Origin of the sequence: Chitinophaga polysaccharea (assembly GCF_902150045.1) — a bacterium.
GTDB classification, from domain to species: domain Bacteria; phylum Bacteroidota; class Bacteroidia; order Chitinophagales; family Chitinophagaceae; genus Chitinophaga; species Chitinophaga polysaccharea_A.
The window spans coordinates 1,713,986-1,732,996 of sequence record NZ_CABFVU010000001.1; the positions used below are offsets into that span (position 1 = coordinate 1,713,986).

General features: G+C 45.2%; 17 protein-coding genes and 1 tRNA gene. 10 read left to right on the top strand and 8 right to left on the bottom strand.

What is annotated here, in order from left to right; all coding sequences use genetic code 11:
• Positions 1-172 precede the first annotated feature (172 nt).
• The gene (gene chrA, locus FN124_RS06905; protein WP_142684004.1) at positions 173-1,501 is read left to right on the top strand and encodes a chromate efflux transporter; all 1,329 of its coding nucleotides are present in this window, start codon (positions 173-175) and stop codon (positions 1,499-1,501) included.
• A gap of 454 nt (positions 1,502-1,955) precedes the next feature.
• On the opposite strand, the gene FN124_RS06910 is transcribed toward chrA, so the two are convergent.
• Positions 1,956-2,339, bottom strand: a complete 384-nt coding sequence (locus FN124_RS06910) for a Fur family transcriptional regulator (protein WP_142684005.1) — start codon at positions 2,337-2,339, stop codon at positions 1,956-1,958.
• Positions 2,340-2,514: 175 nt separating this feature from the next.
• On the opposite strand from FN124_RS06910, the gene FN124_RS06915 reads away from it, so the two are divergent.
• Entirely contained in the window at positions 2,515-3,435 is a 921-nt protein-coding gene (locus tag FN124_RS06915; RefSeq protein WP_221887743.1) for an NAD(P)/FAD-dependent oxidoreductase, read from the top strand.
• Positions 3,436-3,492: 57 nt separating this feature from the next.
• Here FN124_RS06915 and FN124_RS06920 read toward each other — a convergent pair whose 3' ends face one another.
• The 5 genes from FN124_RS06920 to dnaA form a co-directional block, all read right to left on the bottom strand.
• A complete protein-coding gene (locus FN124_RS06920; RefSeq protein ID WP_142684007.1) occupies positions 3,493-3,783 on the bottom strand; it encodes a hypothetical protein in 291 nt (96 codons plus the stop codon).
• A gap of 246 nt (positions 3,784-4,029) precedes the next feature.
• The gene (locus FN124_RS06925; RefSeq protein WP_221887744.1) at positions 4,030-5,244 is read right to left on the bottom strand and encodes an MFS transporter; all 1,215 of its coding nucleotides are present in this window, start codon (positions 5,242-5,244) and stop codon (positions 4,030-4,032) included.
• An 80-nt stretch (positions 5,245-5,324) separates the two neighbouring features.
• Entirely contained in the window at positions 5,325-6,158 is an 834-nt protein-coding gene (locus tag FN124_RS06930; protein WP_142684008.1) for a helix-turn-helix domain-containing protein, read from the bottom strand.
• A 365-nt stretch (positions 6,159-6,523) separates the two neighbouring features.
• Positions 6,524-6,612 (bottom strand) — tRNA-Ser (locus FN124_RS06935).
• Positions 6,613-6,806: 194 nt separating this feature from the next.
• On the bottom strand, positions 6,807-8,240 hold the full coding sequence (gene dnaA, locus FN124_RS06940) for a chromosomal replication initiator protein DnaA (protein ID WP_079469646.1): 1,434 nt from the start codon (positions 8,238-8,240) through the stop codon (positions 6,807-6,809).
• Positions 8,241-8,792: 552 nt separating this feature from the next.
• On the opposite strand from dnaA, the gene FN124_RS06945 reads away from it, so the two are divergent.
• From FN124_RS06945 to FN124_RS06960, 4 genes are all read left to right on the top strand, one after another.
• Complete coding sequence (locus FN124_RS06945; protein WP_142684009.1) at positions 8,793-9,179, top strand: DUF3127 domain-containing protein; 387 nt, start codon at positions 8,793-8,795, stop codon at positions 9,177-9,179.
• A gap of 137 nt (positions 9,180-9,316) precedes the next feature.
• Positions 9,317-10,876 (top strand): NAD(P)/FAD-dependent oxidoreductase, encoded by a 1,560-nt coding sequence (locus FN124_RS06950; protein ID WP_142684010.1) that lies wholly within the window; start codon positions 9,317-9,319, stop codon positions 10,874-10,876.
• 45 nt (positions 10,877-10,921) lie between these two features.
• Positions 10,922-11,866 carry an ABC transporter ATP-binding protein gene (locus tag FN124_RS06955; RefSeq protein ID WP_142684011.1) on the top strand — a complete coding sequence of 315 codons (945 nt, stop codon included), beginning with the start codon at positions 10,922-10,924 and terminating at the stop codon, positions 11,864-11,866.
• Positions 11,867-11,880: 14 nt separating this feature from the next.
• Positions 11,881-13,176, top strand: coding sequence for an ABC transporter permease (locus FN124_RS06960; protein ID WP_142684012.1), 1,296 nt, complete (start codon positions 11,881-11,883; stop codon positions 13,174-13,176).
• A 42-nt stretch (positions 13,177-13,218) separates the two neighbouring features.
• On the opposite strand, the gene FN124_RS06965 is transcribed toward FN124_RS06960, so the two are convergent.
• Both FN124_RS06965 and FN124_RS06970 read right to left on the bottom strand, forming a co-directional pair.
• Positions 13,219-14,166: an NAD(P)H-dependent flavin oxidoreductase gene (locus FN124_RS06965; RefSeq protein ID WP_142684013.1), complete on the bottom strand. Its 948-nt coding sequence runs from the start codon at positions 14,164-14,166 to the stop codon at positions 13,219-13,221.
• A 32-nt stretch (positions 14,167-14,198) separates the two neighbouring features.
• On the bottom strand, positions 14,199-15,191 hold the full coding sequence (locus FN124_RS06970) for a sugar phosphate nucleotidyltransferase (RefSeq protein ID WP_142684014.1): 993 nt from the start codon (positions 15,189-15,191) through the stop codon (positions 14,199-14,201).
• Between the two features lie 138 nt (positions 15,192-15,329).
• Between FN124_RS06970 and glyA the strand changes: the two genes are divergently transcribed.
• The 4 genes from glyA (at position 15,330) to FN124_RS06990 (ending at position 19,010) form a co-directional block, all read left to right on the top strand.
• Positions 15,330-16,607 carry a serine hydroxymethyltransferase gene (gene glyA / locus FN124_RS06975; RefSeq protein WP_142684015.1) on the top strand — a complete coding sequence of 426 codons (1,278 nt, stop codon included), beginning with the start codon at positions 15,330-15,332 and terminating at the stop codon, positions 16,605-16,607.
• A gap of 362 nt (positions 16,608-16,969) precedes the next feature.
• Entirely contained in the window at positions 16,970-17,803 is an 834-nt protein-coding gene (locus FN124_RS06980) for an ABC transporter ATP-binding protein (protein WP_142684016.1), read from the top strand.
• Between the two features lie 7 nt (positions 17,804-17,810).
• Complete coding sequence (locus tag FN124_RS06985; RefSeq protein WP_142684017.1) at positions 17,811-18,626, top strand: hypothetical protein; 816 nt, start codon at positions 17,811-17,813, stop codon at positions 18,624-18,626.
• A 12-nt stretch (positions 18,627-18,638) separates the two neighbouring features.
• On the top strand, positions 18,639-19,010 hold the full coding sequence (locus tag FN124_RS06990) for a GntR family transcriptional regulator (RefSeq protein WP_142684018.1): 372 nt from the start codon (positions 18,639-18,641) through the stop codon (positions 19,008-19,010).
• Position 19,011 lies beyond the last annotated feature (1 nt).

Here is a 19,011-nt window from a genome sequence, read left to right on the forward strand (position 1 = left end):
CGGAAGCCATCAGACAGCCTTTTTTTAATCGTAAATACTACTTTTTGTCGTCCGCCCGGCTGTGCAGCCCGGTTGTATTCAATTATTTTCATATCCTGTAAATGAGCAGTAGCAGGTCGTTACTGCAAGGGAGCTATATGCTTGGAACCCGGATGGCGAAATGAATGATCATATGGAAGAACAGATTTTCACAGAAAAGCCGGCGTTTAACGAAGCGCTTAAATTCTGGTTTAAATTAGGATGGATAAGTTTCGGAGGCACTGCCGGCCATATCGCTATTATGCATGATAACCTGGTGGACCGGAAAAAGTGGATCAGCAACAGCAAATTCCTGCATGCCCTGAACCACTGTATGATATTGCCCGGACCGGAGGCGCAGCAATTAGCTATCTATATCGGATGGTTGCTGCATGGCAAAAAAGGGGGACTGGCGGCAGGCATTCTCTTTGTTTTACCATCCATGTTCATCTTACTTGCACTCAGTATTATCTATGTGCTTTTTGGCAATATCCCCTGGGTTACTGCCATGTTCAGCGGGTTAAAGCCGGCGGTGATTGCCCTCATCTTTATTGCCATGTTCAGGATCGGGCAGAAGGCCCTGCATGGGCCATTGCACTACCTGATAGCGGCTGCTGCGTTTGTATGTATCTTCTTTTTCAATATTTCCCTGCTGGCCATCATTGGCGGCGCTACTGTTACAGGAGTTATTGCCCGTATGATATGGCCCGCGGCTTTACAGCACCGGTCAGCCAATACGGCAGCAGCAGGTGATGAAGAGCATACCTATGTGCTGAACAGGCATACCGTTTCACCCGGAGGGAAATTCAAGGCAGGCCGGTTGCTCAGGTTACTGGGTGTAACAGTGCTTCTCTGGCTGCTCCCCTTTGGGCTGTTCCTGCTGTTCTTCAGCGATTTCATTTTCTGGAAAAACCTGGGATTGTTCTTTACGCAGACTGCATTTGTGACCATTGGCGGTTCCTATACCGTACTGCCCTATGTGGCGCAATACAGCGTCACAAAGCTGCACTGGCTCAGCAAACTGCAGATGATCGATGGTTTTGCGCTCGCCGAAACAACTCCCGGCCCGCTGATCATTGTATTATCATTTGTGGGTTTTATGGCCGGTTACAACCATTTTGGCGGCTCTTTATGGATGGGGGCTGCCGGACTACTTGCCACCACTTATTTTACCTTTTTGCCCTGTTTCCTGATGATTTTTGCTGGCGCACCGGTTATTGAGAAAACACATGGCATTGAAATTATAGAAGGTATTCTCGGATTAATTACCGCCGCTGTAGTGGGAGTGATATTGAATCTTACGTTATATCTGGGGAAAGATGTGATTTTTCCCGGTGGCGTTTTATTCAGCAAACCGGATATCCTGGCCATAATATGGATTATTGTTTCACTGGCGCTGATACTGAAATTCAGGATGAATATTCTTTACCTGATAGGGTTAAGCGTATTGTACGGGTTGTTACATTATCTGTTGAATCCCTGAGAACACCGCTTGGGGGCAGCTGCATTGATTCGTTCAGGTATATGATGGAAGTCGGCTGCTGTTTCAGCGAAGCTCAGTGCGTTCATTTATTTGATACATTCGCTGGTTTGTTCAGGCTCAGGTGGAGGCTTGTTATCGTTTAGGCGGTTTTCAAAGCCTCCATTTTACTTCTTAGTTTGCATAAAAGATGGTGGACGGCCGCTGTTTGGGCGAAGTTCAGTACGTTCATTTATTCTTGATACATTCGCTGGCTTATTCCAGCGCCAGGTGGAGGTTTGTTATCGTTTAAGCGGTTCTCAGAGCCTCCATTTTACTTTTTAGTTTGCCTCAAAGCGTGTGGTCCAGCTGCGGGGCGGCAGCAAAAAATAAAGGGTCGTGTTTATGAAACAAGGCTTTCATTTACTTAAAGCATTACTATACCGGTTCAAAATTCCCGGCGTCTTCAATCCCTCATTCATGCGCCCGGCGAACAGGCCGCGCAGTAACCGGAAATAAAGCCATTGAAATTCACAGACCTGTATCCTTTCGGAAGTTTGATATCCACTTCATTCGGCAGGCATTCTATTTTCCCGCATTCCAGGCAGCGGAAATGAAAATGATTGTGATGATGCTTCTTTTCAGTACAGTTTACACAGAAAGCAAAGTAATATTTCCCATCATCTCCCAATATCTTATGAACAATACCATCATCACAAAAACTATTCAGCACCCTGTAAATAGTTGCCCTGTCCACCGCATCTCCCAGTTCTTCCTGTAAAATATCCTGGCTTACAGCAGTCTCTGCATTTTTCAATGTCTCTAAAATCAGCTGTTTTGTTTTTGTATTCCGCTTGTTCATACGCAAAGGTAAAAATATTATCGCGATCATGTCGCAATAATGAAATTATTATCTACTTTTGTAAAGAATAATGACCAGGATGTTACATCGCAGAAAGTTTATACAGCACAGCAGTATGGCTATTCCTGCATTAATGATCCCTGGTTCATTGGTTTCTCCCACAAAAATAAATAAGATGGCAGACAGTAAAAACTTTGACGTAATCATAGTAGGAGGAAGTTATGCAGGACTTTCCGCAGCAATGGCGCTGGGCCGGTCATTACGGAATGTATTGATCATCGACAGCGGGCTTCCCTGTAACAGGCAAACCCCGCACTCACATAATTTCATTACACAGGACGGTAAAACTCCTGCTGAGATCTCAGCCCTTGCCAAACAACAGGTGGAAAAGTATACCAGTGTTAAGTTTCATAACGGGCTTGCAGAAACAGCGGTGAAAACGGAAAATGGTTTTGAAATAACCACGAAGCTGGATGAAAAATTTCATGCAAAGAAGCTGATCTTTGCAACAGGTATCAAAGATATCATGCACGCCATTAAAGGGTTTGAGCAGTGCTGGGGCATTTCGGTGATACATTGTCCATATTGCCATGGCTATGAAGTAAAGAATGAAGTGACAGGCATTCTCGCAAACAGGGAAGTAGCCATGCACGTTGCTCCATTAGTACATAACCTCACTAAAAAGCTAACTATTTACACCAATGGTGTATCTGCATTCACAGATGAACAAATGGCTCAATTGAAGAAACAGTGTATCCCCGTTGTTGAAGCAGAAATTGAGGAGCTGCGGCATCACAACGGCAGCATTGAGCAGATCGTTTTCAGGAACGGCGACGCCCATCCTATAAAAGCACTTTATGCCAAACCAGCTTTCGTACAGCATTCAGACATCCCGGAAAAACTGGGTTGTGAGCTTACTGAACAGGGCTTCATAAAAGTAGATGCATTTCAAAAAACGAATCTGCCTGGAGTTTTTGCATGCGGCGATAATACGACTATGATGCGCTCTGTGGCTAATGCAGTAGCTGTTGGCAATCTTGCAGGCGCTATGGCAAATAAGGAAATGGCGGATGAGTTATGGCAGGCCGGATATTGATGAGAACATTCCGGGGTAGTGCCTTTGATCGTACCGGATTGAAACATGGCTGTTATTTCAACCCGGTTCCGGGAGGTTACCCCTTCCGCTCCATTCTGCGCAATGCGGATGACTGATCTTCGGAAGATCCGCTTTGCCAATGGGCTGTGGCAGCGTATTCTCCGGGCAACCATGCCTTTCTGTCTTAAAATAATTCCTTAAATCCACCAGCCAGTATTTATCAGCTCGCGGAAACAAAGGCCTGCTGCTTTCTTTCATTGCAACGCCCAGTACCTCTCCCTTAGTGGCCTGTTGCGCCCGGTATGATGCCAGCCCCTTATCACCATGAGCGGCAAAATCGATCCACATCAATATTCCTTGTTGTATGGGTTCTTCTTGCAATAAATAAATCTGAGTCCCATATCCCATTAATATTAGATACACCCCTGGCCGGAATAAATATCTTGTTGTGATCACCTCTTCTCACATTCCGGAACTGATCTATCTGTTCATCCGACATACCGAATATTACCCGTATATAATTCGGACTAAGGAAAACCTTTTTCTTAACAGTCAATAGAAACCGTACAATTTTCTTTTGCGCTGTTTCCATTATTATCTTTTTCTTTTTATAAACAATATAACGGTCGCTAACAGGCAGCTAACGCCTCCGAACAGATATACCGCCTGGTAATTATACCAACCGGCAATGATACCTGCCACCGGAGCAGCAAATCCCAAAGAGAGATCGAAAAAAGCGGCATAAGCTCCCAGGGCAGTTCCCCGCATATGAGAATCTACTTTCTTAATAGCTAAAACGCCAAGTGCAGGAAATATGAGAGAAAATCCTACACCGGTAAGGGCACATCCTGTTATTGCCATTTCCCTGGAGGAAGCGAACCCGATGAAAAGCTGACCAGCTATTTCAATAACCAGGGAAATCAATGCTACACGATAACCACCAAACCGGTCCGGGAATGAAGAGAAGCATATCCTTGTAAGTACATAGCACGAGCCAAAGGCCATAAAAGCAATAGACGCATCTCCCCAGTTTTCGGATATAAAAAGCAAAGCAATAAAAGAGGAGATACAGGCAAAACCGATGGAAGAAAATGCGAGACCAAGTCCCTGTTCCGCGATTTTCCCGATTATCTTATAAAAGGGTGTCCTGATATGAGACGGATCTGGCGCAAGCACCGGAAGACCGATGGTACTAAGCCATGCAACTATCGACAATAATATAATCGCTGCAAAAGCGCTTTGTATACCGAATGAATGCTGTAACCAGATCCCCAGCGGCGCACCTATGGCAATCCCTGCATACATGGCAATTCCATTCCAGGTCATTACTTTGCCGGACTTGCCGGCACCAGCCAAACCAATGCCCCAGGTTAATGCACCGGTTACCAACATACTCTCCGATATGCCATGCACGATCCTGGATACCATTATCAGCGCCAGTGCGGGAAGAGGATGATGGCAGAAAGCAGTGGTTGCCATATAAAATATTCCGGTTACGATCACCAATATTATTCCCAGGTTGCTACTTTTTCTTGCACCTTTTGTATCTGTAACTCTGCCTGCATAAGCTCTTGTTAATAATGTGGCCAGTGATTGTAAGCCAATCACTACTCCTACTACAACACTGCCGGACTTCAATTCGTCCTTTATGAAATTTGGGAGAATACCAAGAGACATTCCAATGGTAAGATATACTGCAAAAACAGATAGGATGATAGGAATAACTATTTTATAAAACGTGTTGTTATTATTTTCCGGAGGAATTACTTCCATAATTTTTGTTTTGCCCTGTATTTGTATCGTATTCATTTTATTAAATTTTACGATTACAAAATTAACGTGGGAAGCTGGGCCGGCGGGTAGCCATTCAATGGCAATAATTGGACAAATTATGGTTTTTTATTCCTGAATGAAGAAGCGGTCATACCGGTATTCTTCTTAAAGAAGCGGGAAAAATAAGCATGGTCTTCATAGCCCAGTTCAAAGGCGATTTCTTTTATATCCAGACCTGTATAATAAAGCAGGCGTTGGGCTTCCAGCACTATTTCCTGGTGTATCCAATAACTCGCGGCAAACCCACTTATTTCCTTCATCACCTCGTTCAGGTACAAAGGCGTAATATTGAGGAAGGCTGCGTAGTCTTTTACCAGTTTGCGATCTTTATATTGCTCTTTAATCAATTGCCTGAACTTCGTTGCAATTGTATATTTCTGGCTACTTATCAACCCTATTGAATTCCGGAATGCTATAATTTCAGAGGCAATCATACCGGTAATGGTATCCAGCAACGAATTGATTACCTCTTTTTTCAATGGCATAATTTCATTTCCCAAAAGTTTTTTAAACGCAGATGTCATTAAAAAAATGTCATCATTCTTCTGGATATGAACAACCTGGCGGCTATGCAAAAATGTATCGAATATTTCCCGGTATGGTTTAGCTATTAATGCGGTAGCTGCAAAGATCAACCAGCCCTCGCTATTTTTACCACTTAAGTAACGATGCACCTGCCCGGGTGCTATAAAGCATAATGAAGCCCCATTCAAAGTAACGGTGCTAAAATCCAGTTCCCAAACAGACAGCCCTTTTTGCTGGATAATAAACATATAATGGTCGTCTCGGTGAGGCGGCTGTACTTTTTGTGCTAATCCTTTTATCGGCACCATATCAACTCCGGTAGCATTAAGCTCGTTCTGGTGCAGCAAAATTTTAGCCTTTCTCATTATTATTCGTTAAATGGCTATAAAAATACAAATATTACTTATCCTGAATGTTGCAAGCAATAACCATCTTTTAAAAGATAGCATATTCCCCTGCTGCCTACATCATTTGTGATTGGCGGTCATCAGCAGGAAATCGTCTTCAAAACAATAACTACAACTTACCAAAATTTTTAAGCGCCTTTTATCGTCAGCCATGGATTGTTAGGGGAAAAGTATGCAGTGATATAGATATGAAAAAGAACTGCAAAAACACTGGGTGAGGTGTTCCGAAAGTAAATGAAACATTTGCGTTATGGAAGCTTTTCGGGCAACAAGGGTTCAAAAGAAAAAGGGACCGATCACTATAAGTATGATAGGTCCCTTTGCGGAGAGAGAGGGATTCGAACCCTCGGTACAGTTTAACCCGTACGACGGTTTAGCAAACCGTTCCTTTCGGCCACTCAGGCATCTCTCCGTATTTCCCTGAAGGGGTTGCAAAAATAGGAAAAGTTTTATATTCTCCAAAAGCAAAATCATCTTTTTACAAAAAAACTTACCTGCCACAGCTAAATAAGCGTTATAAAGCAGTACGGATAAGGATTTCGCATAAAAAAGCCGTGCTGTATCGGCACGGCTTTTAAAATAGGTTACGAGGGGGCTAAGGCCGGCTTACATAGCCGCCAGTTGTACTTTCTGTTGTAGTTCAATTACACTGTCACGGAAATTATTGTCTGTATCCATCAGGTCTTTTACAGTCTGACAGCTGTGGATAACGGTGGTATGATCCCGTCCTCCGAAATGTTCACCGATTGTTTTCAGGGAGTTTTTAGTAAATGATTTGGCAAGATACATAGTGATTTGCCGGGCCTGTACAATTTCACGTTTACGTGTTTTCTGCAACAGCTTGTCATAAGGCACATCAAAGTATTCGCATACCATTTTTTGTATACTCTCGATCGTAATTTCTTTGGAAGATGTTTTTACGAAAGATTTCAATACGCGCTTCGCCAGTTCCAGGTCTATTTCCTTACGGTTCAGCGACGATTGTGCCAGCAGGGAAATGAGCGCGCCTTCCAGTTCACGTACATTGGTCTGGATATTATAGGCCACATATTTCACTACTTCTTTCGGCATTTCCAGCCCATCGTTCCTCATCTTCATCTCCAGGATTTCCATCCGGGTTTCGAAGTCGGGGATCTGGATATCTGCACTGAGCCCCCAGCGGAAACGGCTCAGCAGCCTTTCCTGTACTCCGTCAAGGTCTTTGGGAGCCTTATCTGATGTTAAGATCAGTTGCTTGCCCGACTGGTGCAGGTGGTTAAAGATAGCGAAGAAGGCATCCTGTGTTTTCTCTGCACGTGCAAAGAACTGGATATCATCTACAATCAACACATCTATCAACTGGTAAAAGTGGATAAAGTCGTTGATGATATTATTTTTGGAATGATCAATAAACTGGTTGATGAATTTCTCTGCACTTACATATAACACCGCTTTATTAGGATGTATACGTTTCACATCATTGCCTACTGCCTGCGCAAGATGTGTTTTACCCAAGCCCACGCCACCATATATTACCAATGGGTTAAATGAGGTACCACCGGGCTTTTCAGCCACTGTTTTACCTGCGCGTCTCGCCACACGGTTACTGTCTCCCTCTACATACGCGTCAAACGTATAATTTGGATTGAGCTGCGAGTCAATTTGTACCCTTTTAATGCCCGGAATAACAAAGGGGTTCTTAACCGGGTTGTGGATCGTTAAAGGAAAATCTACTTCATTGTCTTTCTGAGGTTTGGTAAACTGCGTGGGCATGTTTACTGTTCTGGGATGCTGATGTGGCGTACCGTTCTCTACTACAATGCGATACTCCAACCGGGCCTCTTTACCTAATTCTCTCTTGATGGTTTTTCCTAACAATCCCACATAGTGCTCCTCAAGGTATTCATAAAAGAATTGGCTGGGGACCTGGATGGTTAAAACATTGTTTTCAAGTTTAATGGGTTTAATAGGTTCAAACCATGTCTTAAACGGCTGCCATTCTACTATATCCCTAATTATATTAAGACACTTTTCCCAAACTTGTTCGCAAGTTTTATTCATTGAGATAAAAAAAATTAGTTGTTTCTTAATTAAGGATGCTTAGTTCTCGAATTCGAAATTCCCCAACGCAGGATGTTGAAAAATTTTCAGACAGGACGACGAATATCTGTAGAAAATGTTGAAAAAAAAAATTTATCTACCCTTGTTTATATTCTCCTGATTACAGAGTACCAAAACTCCTTTTTCCACTACTGCTGTGGCTTTACAGCCCACACGTGACAAGGTTTTCACTACTATGAACCCCATTGATTAACAGCACATTTATCTTTTCCATTCTCCTTTTTATCATAAATATGGATATATAATTGATAAAATAATATTGTATCCTTTCTCTCAACAAAAAACGTTCACTGAATAAGCCTGAGATATTCACACTTTTTTGGGAGAGGGTGCAAAACTATGTTAGTATCTCCATTTAAAAAAATGAATTAAGGGATAGTAATTATGAAAGTATTTATTTATATCCGCGCGCACCGGATTAATAAAAAATATTTGTCCGCACTAAGTCGAAAACCTTATCTTTGACCCTTCTGAATTTAAAATAATTTTTCTATGAGTTTTGAAATTACCGGAAAGCTGATTGTGAAGTACAACACGGTGCAACGTAGCGAAACTTTTAAAACAAGAGAGTTCGTTATTGAGAAGTCTGACGACATCAATGGCCGTGTTATCAACAACTATATAAAGTTTCAGTCGGTGCAAGACCGCACTGGTATTGTAGACCGGTTCAATGAGGGTGAAAACGTTAAAGTTTATTTCAATATCAAAGGCACCAGATGGGAAAAAGATGGTAAAGTGAATTATATCACCAACCTGGATGCATGGCGTATGGAATCTGTTATGGCTGCACCTGCTCCGGGCGCAGATCCAATGCCTAACTACAATACTCCTCAAATGCCGGCTAGCGGCGGAGATGGCGGCGACGACCTCCCTTTCTAGGCTGAAAGCATACAAGCTACCGAAGCGAAGACATAAGCGGATAAAATCCCTTTGTGTCTTCGCTTTACTCATTTTTATACATAACCCTGTATTGCTTATCTTTGCTGCAGTTTTAGGATAAACACCTAACCGTTAATATGATACAGCAAATATCTCTCAAATTACTGCCGGCCGATGCCGCTTCCCATACCCACATTATTCAGCACGCCGCTACGGCACTCAGCGTAAAAGCATCCAGTATCACAGGGTTCAACCTCCTGAAACGCTCTATAGACGCGCGTTCCAAACAGGTGTTCTTTGTCCTTACCATACAGGTGTTTGTCAATGAGCCATTTGAAGAAAGGCAACATACCCATCCGGTATATCCCTCCCTGCCAGCTAATGCGCCACAGGTGCTCATTGCAGGGGCAGGTCCCGCAGGGCTTTTCGCAGCACTGCGACTGATAGAAGCAGGCGTAAAACCCGTTATACTGGAACGCGGCAAGGATGTTCGTGCAAGACGCCGCGACCTCGCCGCACTTAATAAAACAGGTATTGTAAACCCCGACTCCAACTACTGCTTCGGTGAAGGTGGCGCCGGTACTTACTCTGATGGCAAACTATACACCCGCTCCAATAAGCGCGGCGATATAAACCGCATCCTCAATATATTCGTCCACTTCGGCGCAGAAGATAAAATCATGATCGATGCGCATCCTCATATCGGTACCAATAAACTCCCGCATATCATCACTGCTATGCGTGAACAGATCATCAACAGCGGCGGGGAAGTACACTTTGAACAAAAAGTAAGTGCCATACAGATCAGCAATGGCGCGGTTACCGGCGTACAAACCGCTACAGGACAGGTATTTGAAGGCAAACAACTCATTCTCGCCACAGGCCATTCCGCCCGCGATATATTTATCATGCTCCACCAGCAAAACATTTTGCTGGAAGCCAAACCTTTTGCACTTGGCGTACGCGTAGAACATCCGCAGGAACTGATCGACAGCGCACAATACCATTGCAGCGTGCGCGGCGAGTATCTCCCGCCTGCCAGCTACAGCCTCGTGGAACAGGTGGAAGGCCGGGGCGTATTCTCCTTCTGTATGTGCCCCGGTGGCATAATTGCCCCCGCAGCTACAGATCCGGGCGAACTGGTGGTAAACGGCTGGTCGCCTTCCAAAAGGAACAACCCCTTCGCTAACTCAGGCATGGTGGTCACTGTTGATGAATCCGACTTCGCACCATTTGCCCATCACGGCCCGCTTGCAGCCATGTACTTCCAGCAGGCCGTTGAAAAACAGGCGTATCACGCCGGCGGCGGCAACTTCGTTGCGCCGGCCCAACGTATGACCGACTTCGTCAATAAAAAAGTTTCTGCTTCCCTCCCGGAATGCTCCTATGTGCCCGGCCTCAACAGCGCTGATCTGCGCAGCGTATTACCCCAGGTGGTGCACCAGCGCCTTGCCGGCGCCTTCAAAGCATTTGGCCGCAAAATGAAAGGATATTATACAGAAAACGCAGTGCTGGTTGCCACAGAGTCCCGCACCTCCTCACCGGTACGCATTCCACGCAACAACGACACGCTGGAACATCCGCAGGTAGCCGGCCTCTATCCCTGTGCAGAAGGCGCAGGATATGCCGGCGGGATAGTGTCTGCTGCAATGGACGGAGAACGCGTAGCTGCCATCATCGCCGCAAAATTATCATAGAAATATTATGATTATTTATTGGGGATTAATCACTAATTTTTCATCATGAACCTACTGGAAGTCAAACACCTGAAAAAACATTATGAAACCCACATAGCAGTGGATGATGTCAGTTTTGAGATACAACAGGGCAGCATCTTCGGCTTGCTGGGCCCCAACGGCGCCGGTAAAACAACCCTGCTCCGCATGATTACAGGCATCTTCTACCCCGATGAAGGCCAGATCCTTTTCAACGGACAAAAATTTGATCCCGAAAACGATGTGCAACACATCGGGTACATGCCGGAAGAAAGAGGGCTCTATAAAAAAATGATGGTGGGCGAACAAACACTCTACCTCGCCCAGCTCAAAGGACTTAGCCGGAAAGATGCCGTGCAGAAGATCAAATACTGGTTCGATAAATTTGACATCAACTCCTGGTACAATAAACGCGTGGATGAACTCAGTAAAGGCATGCAGCAAAAGGTACAGTTCATCTCCACCATCCTGCACCAGCCTAAACTGCTGATCCTCGATGAGCCCTTCTCCGGCCTGGATCCCATCAACTCCAACCTCATCAAACAGGAAATATTCAACCTCAGTCAGCAAGGCACCACCATCATCTTTTCCACACACCGCATGGAACAGGTGGAAGAGATCTGCGATCATATCATGCTGATCAACAAGGGCCATAAAATACTGGACGGCAGCGTAAAACAAATCCAGCAGGACTTTAAACAGGGGCTCTTCAAAATAGGACTGGGCACTATGCCTAACCCTGCACAAATGGCTACCTATCACTTTAACATTGTGCAAACACATGATAAAGCGTTTACCGTGAAAATGAATGAAGACAGCAGTACTAACGATATCCTGCTGCATTTCATCCGCCAGGACATTCCTGTTACCTATTTTGAGGAAATCCTGCCTTCTATCAACGAAGTATTCATCACCCAGGTACAGCAAACTGAAAACAGCAACACACCCGTAGCTGCTCTGCCGCTGGCCTGATCAACCTGCTACTTATGGAAAAAATCTGGCTCATTATAAAAAGGGAATTTTTTACCCGCGTACGTAAAAAATCATTCCTTATTACCACCTTACTGGTGCCGCTGGCATTCGCCGCTATGATCATTGTGCCCATCCTGCTGTCTACTTCCTCCAGTGAGCATAAGCTCATTGCCGTGGTGGACAAGAGCGGGCTGTTTGAAAATAAATTCCCGGACTCCAAAGGCGTTTATTTCAAATATGTGCAGGATCAGCCCATCGACAGTCTAAAGCTGCATTACAGCGAACTTGGATACGAAGGGGTTCTGTATATCCCCGATTTCGATATCAGCAGACCATCAGGATTTGAATTTTACAGCAGCGGCCAGGCAAGCATCACCATAGAGAACAGTATCAATAAGGATATCAACAGTATCATTGAAAAGAAACGCATGGAGCTGCGGGGCATTGACCAGTCAAAGATGGACGAGATCAGGTCTGATGTGGAAGTGACCTTTAAAAACGGGAAGGATGAAAAGAAAGGCAGCTCCTGGGTGGCCTATGGCGTAGGCTATGCCAGTGGGTTCATCATCTATTTTGTGCTCCTGCTGTTTGGCACTTCCGTAATGAGAGGCGTAATGGAAGAGAAGGTGAGCCGTATTGCAGAAGTAATGATCTCCAGCGTAAAGCCTTTCCAGCTGATGATGGGAAAAATTACCGGTATAGCGGCAGTAGGCCTCTTGCAGTTCTTTATATGGGGAGTGCTTATTACCGCTATCTATTCCCTGATACCGCTGTTCTTTTCGCCTGAAAGTGTGCAGGCTGCCGCTGCCCAGGGCAATCCCGCACAAACCGCCGAAATGATCCATAAAATGAGGGATGTGGTAGGCAGTATCAACTGGGCCCTGCTGGTGCCTTGCTTTGTATTGTATTTCCTGGGAGGTTATCTCTTTTATTCTGCCCTTTATGCCGCCATTGGCAGCCTGGTAAATGAGGATGCCTCCGATGTGCAGCAGCTCACTATTCCCGTAACGGTACCCATTATCATTGGTATTATGATCATGATGAAGGCAGTACAGGATCCCGGCAGTTCGCTGGCTGTATGGGGCAGCATTATCCCTTTTACTTCCCCCATGGTAATGATGGCCCGCCTGCCTTATGGTGTTCCGGGCACCGTGCCTTACTGGCAACTGGGATTATCGTTTGTTTGCCTGATCGGCGGTTTTTTGCTGACCACCTGGATGGCCGGCCGGATCTACCGTACAGGTATCCTGATGTATGGAAAGAAGATCACGCTGAAAGAAGCGATGAAGTGGGTGGTGAGAAAACAATAAATTTTTGTGGATGGTTACCGGGGCGTTTGTTCAGGTAACCATTCAGCTCTCCAGGCTATTTAACCGGCGGATAGTATCCCTGAACTCTGTCCATATTTCTTCCAGTACTACTGCTGCAGGTTTAATATCATGTATCAGCGCGCTTACCTGTCCTATTTCCAGCTCCCCTTCTTCAAGGTTGCCCTCAAACATGCCAGATTTGGCGCGGGCCCTTCCCAGCAAGGTTCTCAGCGCATTGGCGTCTGCGCCGTTATCTTCCGCCTGTTGTACCGCCTGGTAAAAGTTATTCTTGATAAGCCGCACCGGCGCCAGTTTCTTCAGGCTTAACATGGTATCACCTTCTTTGGCATTTACCACTGCCTGCTTAAAATTTATATGGGAAGATGCTTCGGGCGTTGCTACAAAACGGCTGCCTACCTGTACCCCGGAAGCTCCCAGTGCAAAGGCGGCTGCCATTGCCTTTCCTGAGCCTATGCCGCCGGCGGCAATAACAGGTATCTTTACCTGTTCGCATACAGAAGGGATCAGTACCATGGTAGTGGTTTCCTCACGGCCGTTATGGCCACCGGCTTCAAATCCTTCTGCTACTACTGCATCTACACCTGCCGCCTCGCTCTTTAATGCAAAAGCCGCACTGGATACAACATGCACTACTTTGATGCCGGCTGCTTTCAACACCGGTGTCCATGTTTTAGGATTCCCCGCAGAGGTGAATACAATCTGTACCCCTTCTTCCAGTATAATATTTATCAGCTGGTCGATATCAGGGTACAGCAGCGGCACATTCACGCCAAAAGGCTTACCAGTGGCCTGTTTACATTTCTGAATATGTTCACGCAGCACTGCAGGGTACATGCTTCCCGCACCAATAAGGCCCAGTCCACCGGCATTACTAACAGCACTGGCTAAACGCCATCCGCTTGCCCAGATCATACCAGCCTGGATCACAGGGTATTGAATATTGAATAAGGAAGTGATACGGTTGTTCATAAGCGAATATACTATAGCTTGATGCGCCGGTATTATCCCAGGTCTATTTCTGTATTGTCACCTATGTTCAGGCTCTGGCTCAATCCGCGGATATTGGCATCACTGCCTATCAGCGAGGATTTCAATACTACTTCATACAGGTTGCTGAAAGAACCGATGATAGAGTCTTTCACAATAGAATAATTGATCACCGTATTATCGCCAATAGCCACATTAGGGCCTATAATAGCGTTTTTGATATTACAGCCTTCCCCTATGCTCACCGGTGGGATGATGATCGTATTTTCATATGGTAATACCGGGTTACTGGCCAGTTTGTACTTCTTCAGCAGGATCGCGTTTGTTTCCAGCAGGGTGTCTTTCCTGCCGCAATCGAACCAGTTGGATACTTTAAAGCCGTTAAACTGTACGCCGTGCTCAATCATACATTCCAATGCATCTGTAAGCTGGAACTCGTCGTGCGATTTTATCCTGTTGTCGATATTGCTTTGCAGGCATTCGTACAGCTGCTGCGTTTCCTTGATCTTGTACAGCCCTACCAGTGCGAGGTTCGACTTAGGGATCTGTGGCTTTTCCACTACACGGGTAATCTTACCCTGTTCATCCAGTTCTGCTACGCCGAAGTTACGCGGGTCATCTACTTTCTTCAGGCCCAGCATGGAAAAAGGAGAAGCGATCACTTCTTTGAAATCACATTCACAGATAGTATCTCCCAGTACAATCAATACTTCGTCATTCCCTACTACATCGCGGGTAAGTGACAATGCATGCCCCGTGCCTTCACGACTGTTCTGCTGTACAAAGTGACAGGTAAGCCGGGGGTATTTCTTTTCCACGTAATGCTGGATCTTTTCTCCAAGATAACCTACCACAAAAACGAATTCTGTGATACCCGCATCCACCAGCTGATCAATAATGATACTGAGAATGGTCCTGCCGGCTAAAGGTATTAATGCTTTAGGCTGTGTATATGTATGTGGACGAAGCTTGGTGCCTGCCCCTGCCACTGGTATTATTGCCTTCATTTAGTGTTGTAGTTAGGATTAGCTATTGCTGCTCGAATGCGGCGAAATTAACATAAAAAGCGGAAAGCATAAAGCGCAAGGCTTTAAGCTTGCAATTGATCTGGCTTTCATTTATTTTTGCACCAAATTTAAGGCAACATGCAAAGAGACCAGCAAATATTTGATTTAATCGGCCAGGAATTGGAGCGTCAGCGCCATGGCATCGAGTTGATCGCATCTGAAAACTTTACCAGCTTACAGGTAATGCAGGCGATGGGACATGTGATGACGAATAAATATGCCGAAGGGTATCCTGGCAGAAGATATTATGCAGGCTGTGAAATTGTGGACCAGAGCGAACAACTGGCTATCGACAGGGCAAAACAAATATTTGGCGCCGCTTATGTGAACGTACAACCTCACTCCGGCGCACAGGCCAATGCAGCTGTTATGCTGGCTATCCTGCAGCCGGGCGATAAAATCCTCGGACTGGATCTGAGCATGGGCGGTCACCTTACCCACGGTTCTTCTGTAAACTATTCCGGAAAGCTCTACCAACCTCATTTCTATGGCGTTAACAAAGAAACAGGCCTGGTGGAATATGATAAAATGGAAGAAATAGCCAATCGCGAAAAACCAAAACTGATTGTTTGCGGCGCATCCGCTTACAGCCGCGACTGGGACTATAAACGTATCCGCGAGATAGCCGACCAGGTAGGCGCCTTTGTACTGGCTGATATAGCACACCCTGCAGGTTTGATCGCCAAAGGACTGCTGAACTCTCCGTTTGCTCACTGCCATTTTGTAACCACTACCACACACAAAACACTCCGTGGCCCACGTGGCGGTATGATCATGATGGGCGCTGATTTCGAGAACCCATTCGGTCTGAAAACGCCAAAAGGCGAAACCCGCCTGATGAGCTCTCTCATCGACACTGCTGTATTCCCCGGCATCCAGGGCGGCCCGCTGGAGCACGTGATTGCTGCGAAAGCTGTGTCTTTCTTCGAGATCCTGTCGGACGACTATACCGTGTACGCCAACCAGATCCTGAAGAATGCACAATCAATGGCTAAAAGCTTTGTGAGCAAAGGATATGAGATCATTTCCGGTGGTACGGACAATCACCTGATGCTGATTGACCTCCGCAACAAAAATATCTCCGGTAAAAAAGCCGAACAAACACTGGTAAAAGCCGATATCACCGTAAACAAAAACATGGTGCCGTTCGACGATAAATCCGCATTCATCACTTCCGGTATCCGTATCGGTGTTCCTGCCATCACTACCCGCGGCCTGAGCGAAAGCCATATGGGCCAGATCGTTGACTGGATCGATGCACTCCTCCTGGATGCGGACAATGAAGCGCTGATCCTCAAAGTAAGGGGCGAAGTGAATACATTTATGCAGCAGTTCCCGCTGTATCCTGAGCTGTAGACGCGGATTTTGTCCTGGAACACTGATTAGGATGATTACCCTGATTATTTTTTAAGGAGATGATATGATAATATAAAGGAGATGTAAGCGAACAAATACTCGCTTACATCTCCTTTTTTGTTAAGCTCAAATCAACAAATGCTCTTGTCTGATCAAGACAACTTCGCCTTCAGAAGGCAATCCCAATAGGTATACCCGCTTATATCTCCCCTTATTATCATCTCCCCAAAAACAAGATCACAGTAATCATCCTAATCAGTGTTCCAGGACAAAACCCACTCCCGTTAAAATTTATTTTGCATTTCAAAATATACCCTTATCTTTATAGTGTACTAGTTAAGTAGTACACTAAACCACGAAATATGATTAACATCCAATCCCTGACATTCAGTTACCGGAAAAACAAGCCCCTGTTCGAAAACTTACAGCTACGGCTGGAAGCAGGACACATTTATGGTTTGCTTGGAAAAAATGGGGCAGGCAAATCCACACTCCTTAAACAAATAGCCGGCCTGTTGTTCCCCGACAGCGGCATCTGCGAAGTACTGGGCTACCCGTCCGCAAAAAGGCAACCAGCCTTCCTCCGGGAGATATTCCTCGTACCGGAAGAATTCTATCTTCCGAAAGTAAGTGTGAAAAGATATGTAAACATTTATGCCCCTTTTTACCCCAACTTCGATGAAGCCGCATTCTACAACTATCTGAAGGAATTTGAGATCCCCAGGGATCAGCAGCTAACGGAAATGTCGTACGGGCAAAAAAAGAAAGTGCTGATCAGCTTCGCCCTGGCTACCAACACCAAGGCACTGATTATGGATGAACCTACCAACGGGCTCGATATTCCCTCCAAAAGCCAGTTCCGCAAAGTGATTGCCGCCGCGGTGAGCAATGATAAATGTATCGTGATTTCCACTCACCAGGTACGCGATCTTGATAACCTGATCGACAGCATCGTGATCATTGACGGGCACAAAATTATTTTCCGGGAAGATGTACAAACGGTGACGGATAAACTGAGCTTCAAAACAGTGAGCAGGATAGAAGAAACTACCGGCATCCTCTTCGCCGACAGCAACGTGCGCGGACATACCATCATAACCCGCAATGCAGGCCATGAACAAAGTAAAATAGATATGGAATTGCTCTTTAATGCAGTACTCACCAATCATAAACCTATCCAGGAAATATTCAACTGATTCACCCATGCAACCAAATAACGTATTTAATGTTCGCCGTATGCAGTTATACCTGCAAAAACACTTTACCGATCATTACCGCTTTTACGGGATGGGCATGCTCACCATATTCGGGCTCATGACGGGAATAGCAGTGCTGATGATAACTGTAGCCCGCGATCCCTTCCGGCAACTAAGCGATCTGGCATCCTTCTATTACATTGGCCTCTTCTTTGGTGGCATGCTGTTTACCAGCAGGGCCTTTAATGAACTGGGCAGTAAAGAAAAAGGTGTGGATTTCTTAATGCTGCCAGCCTCACAGTTTGAGAAATTCATCACCCTGCTCCTCATCAGCAGCATCGGCTACTTCATTGCTTATCATATCAGCTGCTACCTCAGCTTCAAAATTATTGAAAACGCACAACAGGCAGCGATAGGTGTGAAAATAGAAAAAGACTACCTGTTCCTGGACAATCCTAAAGAAAAAGTATACATCTATTATGGATACTTCATTTTGCAGGCGGCATTCCTGCTGGGCGCCACCTACTTCCACAAGTACAGTTTTATCAAAACGGTGTTATCCGTTTTCGTTTTCGGATTCGCGCTGTGGCTGATTAACTGTGTGATCATCACACTTATTTTTGGGTTCGGCAATGAATTCTGGAAAAGATCAGTACCCTTCCTGCTGGTAGGCAAACTGGAAGGCGGGCCTTTCTCCTGGCATACAACCATATACCTGATCCCAAAATGGCTGCAGGATACCTACCTGTTTATGATAAAATTTGTGATAGCGCCCGTACTCTGGACCATTGCTTATTTCCGGTTGAAGGATCAAGAAATTTAAAAACTCTGTGAAATGGAATTTAAAGATACACAAGCAATATATGTACAGATCGCAGATTATATCTGCGAACAGATATTGCTTACCAAATGGCAGCCGGAGGAGCGTATTCCATCTGTAAGGGAACTGGCGGTTTCGCTGGAAGTAAATCCCAACACGGTAATGCGTACCTGCGAGCTCCTGCAACAGCAGGAAATCATCCAGAATAAAAGAGGGATCGGCTATTTTATCAGCGGGGATGCAGTGAAGAAAATAAAGCAATTTAAGAAGGAAGCCTTTATAAAGAATGAATTGCCCAGTTTTTTCCGAAGCATGTACCTGCTGGATCTTGACCTCGATGAACTGAAACCTCATTTTGAGAAATTTAAAAAATCAAATTTCAATTAAC